The following is a 9,736-nucleotide window of genomic DNA, read 5'->3' as shown; positions in this document are numbered from 1 at the left end:
GTGAACTACAAAATTTTAGCCCCCCAGTTGAAAAAACCGGGGTGCTTTCTCATTTTTCATAATTACTCCCTACTCTCTTCCAAAAAGTAAGAATGTAAAAAAATTACCATTTTTTTAGTCTAAAAAGAACTGATGACAAAAAAAAGCCCCGTATAAATTCTTTATATTGACAAATAATAGAACCTGACTATGCCATTAGGGAGAGAATTACCACAGTTGCTGAAGCAGCGCTTGTTTTATAAAGGGCGCAAATTTGACTTTGAAGTTAATCGTTTGCGTTTACCCAACAAATCAGAAGGGGAATGGGAATGTATTCGTCATCCCGGCGGTGCTTTGGCTATACCTATGACCACAGATGGTAAGCTTGTACTTGTGCGTCAATATCGCTTTGCAGTCCAGGGAAGATTGTTAGAGTTTCCTGCTGGTACTGTAGAACCCAATGAAAGTCCTTTAGAGACTGTTAAACGGGAAATTGAAGAAGAAACCGGCTATCATGCTCGTCAGTGGGATAAACTAGGGGAGTTTTTTCTTGCTCCTGGTTATTCTGATGAAGTCATCTATGCTTTTATCGCTAGAGATTTGCAAAAGCTGGAAATACCACCAGCAAAAGATGAAGATGAAGATATCGAAACGGTATTACTCACTCCTCAAGAATTAGAAACGGCCATTTTGACAGGACAATTTGTAGATGCTAAATCTATTGCCAGTTTTTTCTTGTTGCGTTCATTTTTAGCTTCTGAGATGACAATCCAATAGACATCTCCGACCAAGAATGTAGAGACGTTCCATAGAACGTCTCTACAAGGGTTCTAGGAAACGCACATTTAATTTTCGGAGATGTCTAATAGAATCGAGAATTTTCAAGTCTTAACTTAATTTTACAGCGGATTTTATCTGATAGCCCGCGTGGTGTAGCCATCCAAGGTACACTTTTAGCGGGCATCTTGCCCGCACCACAAGATTTTTATCATTACAGCACTTCCCGATGTTATGAGGTACACTTTTAGCGGGCAAGATGCCCGCACCACAACATTTTTATCATTATCATTAATATCTGCAAATTTTCAAATTTTAATATTAGGAACTGCTGTAAATTTCTCAAAAATTGACTTAATATCTTGAATAACTGCCAACATAATCACGGACTCGATAATCTATATATTGAGTCAAGATTTTTTTGGTGGGTGCAAATTCTCTTAATTGACCAATATGATTTTCATTATATTCAAACAGGGCTGTAAAATCTGCAAGTCGAGAGACCTGGTGCATATTGTGAGAGATAAATATAATTGTTAGTTCAGAACGCAAACACTCAATTAGTTCTTGAATTTTCATGGTGTTCATGGTATCAAGTCCACAACAAAGTTCATCCATGAGCATAACTTGGGGTTTGACGGCTAAAGCACGAGCAATACACAGACGTTGTTGTTGTCCACAACCTAGTTCTAAAGCAGATTTATGTAGCTTATTTTTGACTTCTTCCCAAATATCGGCAGCTTTCAGAGCTAACTCAACAATATCATCTAATTCTGATTTTGGTCGCCATCCTGTTAATTTTACACCATAAGCAATATTATCATAAATGCTAATGGGGAAGAGATTCGGTGTAGAGTAGATTGTACTAATTTGACGACGCAGACGATGAAGATTAATTCGTCGTTCATAAATATTTTGTCCAAAAAATTCTATTCTCCCTTCCGTTTTCACTTCTCCCTCTAGGTCATTCATGCGGTTCAGAGATTTTAAAAAGGTAGACTTACCACAACCACTAGGTCCAATAATAGCAATGATTTTATTTTGCGGAATATCCATGGATATATTGTCAAGAATTTTTTTCTTGTCGTAGTAAAAACTAAAGTTTTTGATACTAATGGCAGGAATTATTTTACTCATGTTCATAAAAAGAAGAATCAGTATTTGGGAGTTACCGAGTCAGAATACTTGTAAAAGTTTATATTTGATTATAACCTAAATTGTATTCTTTGTTGATCGCCTATATCATCAGTACCACTATTAAATTAATCCAAGAAAGGCAAATTTATCATGTTACAACGTTTTATTTTGATCATTACTACTATTATTTTCTGGCATTTGTCTATTTTTAGTACCCTAGCAAAGGATAAAAAATTTGAAAATTTGGATAAATTTCCTCCCAGTCCTTTGGAAATAACTACTCCAGACCCACTATTACCAAATTTAGCAAATAAACGGGAATTAACACCAGTAGAATTACAAAAATTAAAGACGGATTTAGATGAGTTAAATCAAGAAGCACAGGAGATATTACAAGGAGAAGATAATAAGAAAGCTTTTGAGATTTGGAACCGTGAATTAAGATTAAGACGGTTTTTAGGTCCATTGGCTGAAGTGGAAGCTTTATCACGGGTAGGAGAAATTTCTGTGAATGAAAATGAACGGGAAGAGGTGCAATATATTAGTCAGCGATTGCAAGTGATTCAAAGCGATATGCTAAAACAAAAAAGCACCGATTTACAATTATGGAAATCTCTGGCTAATGCTTATCAAAAACTTCGTCTTTATAAATTAGCAATATCAGCTTATGAACAAATTCTGACTTTAGTAAAAAAGCAACAAGATTCATTTGCAGAAATAGAAACTTTAAAAAATATTGGCGAATTACATTTAAGTTGGTTTGATTATAATCAAGCTGCTAATGTTTACCAAAGGTTGTTAAATTTGGCAATTAATCAAGGTGATAAAACTAATGAATTAGCATATTTACAACAGTTAGCTTATATCTACACTCAAGGAAAACAACACCAAGCCGCAATAGATATATTGAATAAATTAGTGGAAATTTCTACTAATGAACAGAATTTGACTCAAATTCCAACTTGGAAATTAGCCATAGCTGCAAATTACGAATTTCTAGCTAAAGAAAACCCGAATTTCAGACAACAGGCTTTTGATAATTATCAAGAAGCTTATACTATTGCATGGAAATTAGAACAGTACACTAGGGCTGGAGAAGCATTAAATAAATTAATTGCTCTTTACCGTTCCCAAAAACAAATCACCGCAGCTTTAGAAACTAGCCAAATTCTTATCGAAACCGAAACATTAGCTAACAATTTTTATGGTTTAATGTCGGCTTATGATCAAATTGGTAACTTGTATTTAGAACGTCGAGAATACGCAAAAGCATTAACAGCATTTGCGAAAGGATTAGAAATAGCCCAAGAACTTAAATATCAAGAATCATACTTTACTAAACAAATTGAAAGGTTAAAAACTGAGATAAAAATCTAGAGGATATCAGGATAAATAAAAAAGTCCGCTCACGCGGACTCTGGACATTGGATAAGGTTAAGTTGTCACCAAGAGAGCCTACAAGATGTTAGACTTATTTATATTTTTACTAATTAATTTTAGATAATCAAGTGGTTTAATCTAAGAGTTAGGACATAATTACTGTATTTATGTCTGAAAAAAATGTATTTATTGATGATGATTATTATAGGTGAATAGCTCTCAAGGCTTAATTCACAATTGATAATTCATAATTCATAGTCCAAGTTTGCAGAAATTGCGGACATAATTAAGATAGTTTTGTCTGAGATTTTTTCACACATATTTTAGGTTTATTGGGTGCTGTAATAACAGTTTGTCAACCAGTTTTTAAATGGTTGGATTCATCAAATCTAGAACAATTGTAATTGTAACTTCAAATATCCGTACTTAAATTCTGGGCGTAAATCACCTCAATATTACTACCAAACTCCAACTTATCCAAGGACTCTGTAAAAAATACAAACCCTTTGTACGCTGTCACATATTTATATATTTTTGTGAAATAACCTGTACTTGTGACAATTACAAGAGGCTCTTCACCTTTGGCAAGAATATTCAAAAAAGTATCTAGTTTTATACATATACCCGTTCCTCGATAGGTGAAAATACTCCCACCAATAGCAGCAGGTTGAGCAGCCGCGTCACCACCGTCATAGCTCATTGAGTGCTAACTTTGACATAATATTATTGACCTACTAATTTTAAACTTTTGTCTCCATGACGTGCTGTGTAGTTTGTAACGTTTGGGGTAAACTCCAATCTGGTCGTAGTTTAGCCGCTTGACGTAAATAAATATGGTGAATTGGCTGAGAAACTGGTAAATTGGCGTGAATGAGAAAGCGAATACAACGCGGTAAACTTCCTTCTACGTGCATTTGTTGCACATCTAACATGGCCACATTATCCCACAAAGGCCGACTGCGAGCGATCGCTGCTGGGAAAATAGCATCTAAATCCTTGGTCACAGAAAAAGTCACACTAATCATATCCTCCGGTTGCAATTTATTTCTTTGTTCTAATTCATCTAATAATTCTGTCACTGACTCTCTAATTGCTTCAATGCTGTTTTCTGCAACAGTTGTTGCACCACGAATTGCTCGCATTTGCCATTTCACTACCAAAATCCTCCTTTTTTATTTGTCAGTTGTCAATTGACCACTGACTATTAACTTTACTATGGGCGGTATAACCACATGGGTAAACCATTTGTAGACATTTCAAATTCTAACCAATCAATTCCCGCACCAATAACAGATTTAGCTTGACGGTTTCCCGGTAATACACGACTCAATAATGGTTTTCGCTCCTCTAGCGTATAGCAAAGAGCTTTTTCCGGATCAAGTCCTACTAATTCCGCTGTCCAACGTCTTGCATCCTCTTCTGTCCCTAAACGGTCCACCACACCTAATTCTAAGGCCTGCTGTCCGGTGAAAATTCGACCGTCAGCAAAGCTTCTGACTTTTTCTACAGACAGTGAACGCGCCTGGGCTACTGTTTCTACAAATTGTTGATAGCTATAATCAATCAATTCTTGCAAAATAGTTTGCTCCGGTTCTGTTAGTTGCCGATCAAAAGCTAATATATCTTTGTATGGCCCTGATTTAATCACTTTAAAGGAAACACCAATTTTTTCCAGTAATACCTCCAGGTTGTTACCCCGCAAAATTACGCCAATACTCCCTGTAATCGTCCCTGGGTTCGCCATAATATGTTCTGCACCCATACCAATATAAACGCCACCAGAGGCGGAAATGTTGCCAAAACTGGCTACAATTTTGGTTTTTTTACTCAATCTCTTCAAAGCACTATAGATTTCTTGCGAGTCCCCTACTGTACCTCCAGGACTATCAATGCGTAGGAGTAAGGCCGGAAATTTCCTTTCTTCTACAGTTTTTAATGCTTCTAGTACGTGTCTACGGGTTGCACCAGCGATCGCACCGCTAACTTCAATCCGTGCAATTTGTTTCCGAAAGTTGGGCTTAAATGGCCAAATCATGAGCAATCAAATAACTTTCTAATCTTCTGAATATCTCTAATATAGAACCAAAAAGCCTTAACCTGACGGGCTTGACTTACTCAAACCATTGAAAATTGACAATTGCAAGGAGGCAAAACTAACAATAAATATTCTTTTTACCTCTTTATTGCTGATAAAAGTCGCCAAATAAACCACTCTGGAAAAGCTTAAGGAAATTTTTAGATTTTGTGTGTAGTTTTATTTGGTATCGTAAAGGTACGAAAAGCAAAGTTTAACGAAAATTTGCTAATTGTCAATATTATTGACATGAAAAATACCAGTTCTCGGCACAAGGCTAATAACTTTTAACAAAAATAGCAATATTTAGCCACATTTCACCAGTCATATTACTGATTTTGTGATTGTGTCATTTTCAGACCTAATTAGACTTAACTCGATGCGTTTTTGAGTTTTAGGAGTCAGTACGGAGAATTTGAGAACGATAATAAACGTAAGTATCAAACAACGCTCCGACAAAACCACAAGTTAAACCAATTATCAAGAGACCGTTGAGGGAACTACCACTACCAAAAGTATCCAGAAAATGTATAATTTGCACTGAGATATCGGAAATCATTCCCTGTAGCCCAGGAATGTAACTAAAAATTGATAGAACCAAAAGTATGCCACCAAATAGGAATATGGGGGCAATAAAACTAAAAACGGTGGTTAAGACCAGGGAACGGAAAAAGTTCATTGTCAGACCAGGTTAGTGTGTAACTGGAGTAAGCGGCGAAAATTGGCGTTGCATAATCACTGCATGAATTATGTTTCCCACAGAGTCGCAAAGGAGCAAAGCCCACAATTTTATCCGCTACTTTCTAGAATACTGGCGATCGCTCCTAAATCTTCATTTCGTCAAGAATCTTAAGTTTTCATTAAATTACACGGGTGATAGTTATCTCCAGTGCATTAGCTATTTTTTGATGTTGAAAATCTGTAAAACCCTGAAATCACAAGGAAATACGTCCCAGTGTGCAGTTTACTGGCAGTAAAAACTCTCTAAAAACCTGCTTAATTTTATGAGAAAAGCTGTAAACTAAGTTAATAATCTCATGACTTACGTACTACAAGTTACCTGAAACCAAAACCAAACCAAAACCAAAACCAAACCAAAACCAGTTTCAAACCCTTGTAGAGACGTTCCATGGAACATCTCTACTATGCTGCGATTAATTTAGAAAAAGAAGCGGTCAGGTTGACCGTGTTAGCCTGTGGACTAGATAGTGCCGACACTTCTAGAATGAAGCAGGAAGAAAAAACTGACTATTGTTAGCATTAGTTAGCTTTTTTGTACCGGTGCGTGATTAATAAAATCCGTAACGCACAGAATCCTTGACAATACTGCGTTACACTATATCAGCATTTACTATTTTAGATATATATGACTAAATCCAGTTTAGAATCATGGAGTCAGCGATTGCTGGCCGCGATTTTTCTAGGTGGACAAGTCTTGGTTCACCTCCTCCAAGGCAAAATTCACCGTCGCAATACCCTAGAACAATTAGCAATAGTTGGTCCAGATTCTTTCTTTATTGCTTTGTTAACGGCTATATTTGTGGGTGCTGTATTTACAATTCAAGTCGCAAGGGAGTTTATTAATTTTGGCGCGGGAAACCTTGTTGGTGGGGTTTTAGCGGTAGCATTGACTAGGGAACTGACTCCGGTATTAACAGCAGTAATTTTAGCAGGACGAGTGGGTTCGGCTTTTGCGGCTGAGATTGGAACTATGAAAGTTACAGAACAAATAGACGCGCTGTTAATGTTAAAAACAGATCCTATTGATTATCTCGTCATTCCCCGTCTTTTGGCTTGCTTCATTATGCTGCCTATTTTAACTTTGTTATCCTTGGTGACAGGAATGTCTGGAGGTTTGTTAATAGCTACCCGTATTTATAACCTGTCAGATACGGTATTCCTAGACTCAGCCCGTGACTTTCTCGATATGTGGGATATTGGCAAGGCTATGATTAAAGCCTCTTGTTTTGGGGTCTTAATTGCTATTATCGGCTGTAGTTGGGGTCTAACAACCACTGGAGGCGCTAAAGGTGTGGGACAATCAACTACAACTGCTGTTGTCACCGCTTTATTAGTTATATTTATTAGTAACTTCTTTCTCTCTTGGATGATGTTTCAGGGTTCAGCATAATTTGCAGGGAACAGAATTAATCAACAGTTAATGTCAATTATATAAAGGAGAACAGATTTTGACCAGTTCATTCACGCCTAACGTCATTTCCACGGTAGAATTACAACCAAGTTACAATATTCCTGTTGTTTTGGTCATTGGTGCTATTCCTATGCTGTTAATACAACCCTGGATAGGAGCTATATTAACGCTATTGGGTTTGTTTTTGATGTTGCAAGCTGTAACACTCAAGTTTAAATTTACTGCTACTGATTTCGATCTGTATAGAGGAGAAAAGTTAATTCGTCGTTTTCCTTACCAAGAATGGCAAAATTGGCGGATATTTTGGCATCCTGTACCTATTTTGTTATATTTTAAGGAAATTAACAGTATTCACTTTTTACCAATTTTATTTGACCCTAAAACCTTAAAATCTTGCTTGGAACAACGTTGTCCACGAATTGATTAGATTAATCAATTTAATTATATTAATTTTGTTTCGCGCCAAGGCGCAAAGGAGCAAAGACGCAAAGGTAATAATTTTTTGATGGAATTATATGTTTCAATTTACTAAGACTGAAAATTTAGATGATTATTTATGAGTATAGAAGAATCCCAAACTCCAGAGCCAATAGACGAGTGGTTAGAACAAATAGCAGTTCAACCTCCTGAAAATGAACCACCAGCAAGCCTAACTACTGATTTAGAATTAGAAGCTCAAGTATCAAAACCGGAAATTGCTTTTAATTCAGATACTATTGACCCAAAAACATTAACAAAGGAAAACTTAAATTTATTAAATACACAAGCGACGGCACAAGTAAACCAATTGCAGCAAGTTAAATCTGACTTAAAAGCGGAAATTGAGCAATTGGAACTTACATATAAAACTCTTCAGACGCAAATAAGTGTAACTGAAACCGCACTTTCCCAGGTTGTTCAAGAATCTTTATCACAGTTAGAACAACGCAAACAAGCTTTACAAATTTCTGTAGAACAATTAGAACGTCGTCAAGAACGAATTCGCAATGAAATGCGAACTAGTTTTGCTGGTACATCTCAAGATATAGCAATTCGGGTACAGGGTTTTAAGGACTATCTTACAGGTAGTTTACAGGATTTGGCAGCAGCTGCGGAACAAATGCAGCTTTTGCCACCTGCGAAGGAACGGGAAAAGCCGGTACCCAAGGAAGTAAAATCAGTTAAGGAAAAGTTAGAAGTCCCACAACTGGGACAACAGCAGTTTCAGGATACTACGAAAAAAATCCGCCGCTTACTTGACCAATATCGCAACCAACCAGACTATTATGGACCACCTTGGCAGTTACGCCGCACTTTTGAACCAATTCACGCGGAAAAACTCTCAAATTGGCTGTTTACTCTGGGGGGACGAGGCGCTTTGCGGACAATGGGTAGCCGCTTACAAAATATTTTAATTGCTTCTTCGGCAATTTCCATATTACATGAACTATATGGCGATCGCTTACGAACTTTGATTTTAGCTAACACACCGGAACGCTTAGGCGAATGGCGACGCGGTTTACAAGATTGTTTGGGTATTGGTCGTTCTGATTTTGGACCGGATAGAGGTGTGGTATTATTTGAAGCGCCGACTGCTTTGGCTCAGAAAGCTGATAGATTAGTTACAGCCAATGAAATGCCTTTAATTATTATTGATGATTCTGAGGAACAAATTAGTCTAGGTTTGCTACAATTTCCTTTGTGGTTGGCTTTTGCTCCTGACCCGAAAACTATGAAAGATAGGGATTTTGATGATGATTTTTAGTTAGTTATTGGTCAGTTGTCAGTTGTCAGTTGTCAGTGGTTGTTTGAACGGTCTAAATTAATACTAACTCTGGCGATTCTAAATTGCGTTTCATATTGCAGTTATAGAATAAGATTTTAATAACTATTGACCGTAGATAAACGCAAATAAATATGGATGAATTAATAGATTTTATAATTCTTTGTAGCCTGTCATAAAATTGTATAGTAACTGACAACGGACAACGGACAACTGACAACTGACAACTGACAACTGACAACTGACAACTGACAACTGACAACGGACAACGGACAACTGACAACTGACAACTGACAACTGACAACTGACAACTGACAACTGACAACTCACAACTCACAACTGACAACGAACAACGGACAACGGACAACTGACAACGGACAACGGACAACGGACAACGGACAACGGACAACTGACAACGGACAACTGACAACTCACAACGGACAACGAACAACGGACAACGGACAACTGACAACGA

The 9,736-nt window shown here is 37.0% G+C and carries 12 protein-coding genes; 6 read left to right on the top strand and 6 right to left on the bottom strand.

From position 1 onward, the window contains the following. The first annotated feature begins 189 nt into the window (after positions 1-189). A complete protein-coding gene (locus tag ACIR310F_RS0106705; protein WP_028083147.1) occupies positions 190-756 on the top strand; it encodes an NUDIX hydrolase in 567 nt (188 codons plus the stop codon). 354 nt (positions 757-1,110) lie between these two features. On the opposite strand, the gene ACIR310F_RS0106700 is transcribed toward ACIR310F_RS0106705, so the two are convergent. Further along, a complete protein-coding gene (locus tag ACIR310F_RS0106700; protein WP_028083146.1) occupies positions 1,111-1,893 on the bottom strand; it encodes a phosphate ABC transporter ATP-binding protein in 783 nt (260 codons plus the stop codon). Between the two features lie 150 nt (positions 1,894-2,043). Here ACIR310F_RS0106700 and ACIR310F_RS0106695 point away from each other — a divergent pair, with 150 nt between their 5' ends. Continuing rightward, on the top strand, positions 2,044-3,270 hold the full coding sequence (locus ACIR310F_RS0106695) for a tetratricopeptide repeat protein (RefSeq protein ID WP_028083145.1): 1,227 nt from the start codon (positions 2,044-2,046) through the stop codon (positions 3,268-3,270). A 415-nt stretch (positions 3,271-3,685) separates the two neighbouring features. Here ACIR310F_RS0106695 and ACIR310F_RS0106690 read toward each other — a convergent pair whose 3' ends face one another. From ACIR310F_RS0106690 to ACIR310F_RS24115, 4 genes are all read right to left on the bottom strand, one after another. Continuing rightward, positions 3,686-3,973, bottom strand: a complete 288-nt coding sequence (locus tag ACIR310F_RS0106690; protein ID WP_028083144.1) for a hypothetical protein — start codon at positions 3,971-3,973, stop codon at positions 3,686-3,688. A 40-nt stretch (positions 3,974-4,013) separates the two neighbouring features. Further along, the gene (gene aroH / locus ACIR310F_RS0106685) at positions 4,014-4,427 is read right to left on the bottom strand and encodes a chorismate mutase (RefSeq protein WP_028083143.1); all 414 of its coding nucleotides are present in this window, start codon (positions 4,425-4,427) and stop codon (positions 4,014-4,016) included. 59 nt (positions 4,428-4,486) lie between these two features. Then, a complete protein-coding gene (sppA, locus tag ACIR310F_RS0106680) occupies positions 4,487-5,308 on the bottom strand; it encodes a signal peptide peptidase SppA (RefSeq protein ID WP_028083142.1) in 822 nt (273 codons plus the stop codon). Positions 5,309-5,741: 433 nt separating this feature from the next. After that, positions 5,742-6,026, bottom strand: a complete 285-nt coding sequence (locus ACIR310F_RS24115) for a hypothetical protein (RefSeq protein WP_071604797.1) — start codon at positions 6,024-6,026, stop codon at positions 5,742-5,744. A gap of 450 nt (positions 6,027-6,476) precedes the next feature. On the opposite strand from ACIR310F_RS24115, the gene ACIR310F_RS27285 reads away from it, so the two are divergent. The 4 genes from ACIR310F_RS27285 to ACIR310F_RS0106660 all read left to right on the top strand — a co-directional run bounded on the left by ACIR310F_RS27285 (position 6,477) and on the right by ACIR310F_RS0106660 (position 9,243). Beyond that, a complete protein-coding gene (locus tag ACIR310F_RS27285) occupies positions 6,477-6,605 on the top strand; it encodes a hypothetical protein (protein WP_255501572.1) in 129 nt (42 codons plus the stop codon). Positions 6,606-6,713: 108 nt separating this feature from the next. Next, positions 6,714-7,478 carry an MlaE family lipid ABC transporter permease subunit gene (locus ACIR310F_RS0106670; protein ID WP_028083141.1) on the top strand — a complete coding sequence of 255 codons (765 nt, stop codon included), beginning with the start codon at positions 6,714-6,716 and terminating at the stop codon, positions 7,476-7,478. A 58-nt stretch (positions 7,479-7,536) separates the two neighbouring features. Beyond that, positions 7,537-7,926: a DUF3119 family protein gene (locus tag ACIR310F_RS0106665; RefSeq protein WP_028083140.1), complete on the top strand. Its 390-nt coding sequence runs from the start codon at positions 7,537-7,539 to the stop codon at positions 7,924-7,926. 129 nt (positions 7,927-8,055) lie between these two features. Then, on the top strand, positions 8,056-9,243 hold the full coding sequence (locus ACIR310F_RS0106660; RefSeq protein WP_028083139.1) for a DUF3086 domain-containing protein: 1,188 nt from the start codon (positions 8,056-8,058) through the stop codon (positions 9,241-9,243). A 52-nt stretch (positions 9,244-9,295) separates the two neighbouring features. Here the strand turns inward: ACIR310F_RS0106660 and ACIR310F_RS24785 are convergent, their stop codons facing one another. Then, positions 9,296-9,691 carry a hypothetical protein gene (locus ACIR310F_RS24785; RefSeq protein ID WP_155963650.1) on the bottom strand — a complete coding sequence of 132 codons (396 nt, stop codon included), beginning with the start codon at positions 9,689-9,691 and terminating at the stop codon, positions 9,296-9,298. Positions 9,692-9,736 lie beyond the last annotated feature (45 nt).

Origin of the sequence: Dolichospermum circinale AWQC310F (assembly GCF_000426925.1) — a bacterium.
Classification (GTDB): Bacteria; Cyanobacteriota; Cyanobacteriia; order Cyanobacteriales; family Nostocaceae; genus Dolichospermum; species Dolichospermum circinale.
This window is presented reverse-complemented; position numbering and strand designations above follow the sequence as displayed.

What these genes read in the sequence shown, in the direction of transcription:
- ACIR310F_RS0106705 (WP_028083147.1), top strand. Translation starts at nt 190, where the DNA reads ATGCCATTAGGGAGAGAATTACCACAGTTGCTGAAGCAGCGCTTGTTT.
- ACIR310F_RS0106700 (WP_028083146.1), bottom strand. Translation starts at nt 1,893, where the DNA reads ATGAGTAAAATAATTCCTGCCATTAGTATCAAAAACTTTAGTTTTTAC.
- ACIR310F_RS0106695 (WP_028083145.1), top strand. Translation starts at nt 2,044, where the DNA reads ATGTTACAACGTTTTATTTTGATCATTACTACTATTATTTTCTGGCAT.
- ACIR310F_RS0106690 (WP_028083144.1), bottom strand. Translation starts at nt 3,973, where the DNA reads ATGAGCTATGACGGTGGTGACGCGGCTGCTCAACCTGCTGCTATTGGT.
- sppA (WP_028083142.1), bottom strand. Translation starts at nt 5,308, where the DNA reads ATGATTTGGCCATTTAAGCCCAACTTTCGGAAACAAATTGCACGGATT.
- ACIR310F_RS24115 (WP_071604797.1), bottom strand. Translation starts at nt 6,026, where the DNA reads ATGAACTTTTTCCGTTCCCTGGTCTTAACCACCGTTTTTAGTTTTATT.
- ACIR310F_RS27285 (WP_255501572.1), top strand. Translation starts at nt 6,477, where the DNA reads ATGGAACATCTCTACTATGCTGCGATTAATTTAGAAAAAGAAGCGGTC.
- ACIR310F_RS0106670 (WP_028083141.1), top strand. Translation starts at nt 6,714, where the DNA reads ATGACTAAATCCAGTTTAGAATCATGGAGTCAGCGATTGCTGGCCGCG.
- ACIR310F_RS0106660 (WP_028083139.1), top strand. Translation starts at nt 8,056, where the DNA reads ATGAGTATAGAAGAATCCCAAACTCCAGAGCCAATAGACGAGTGGTTA.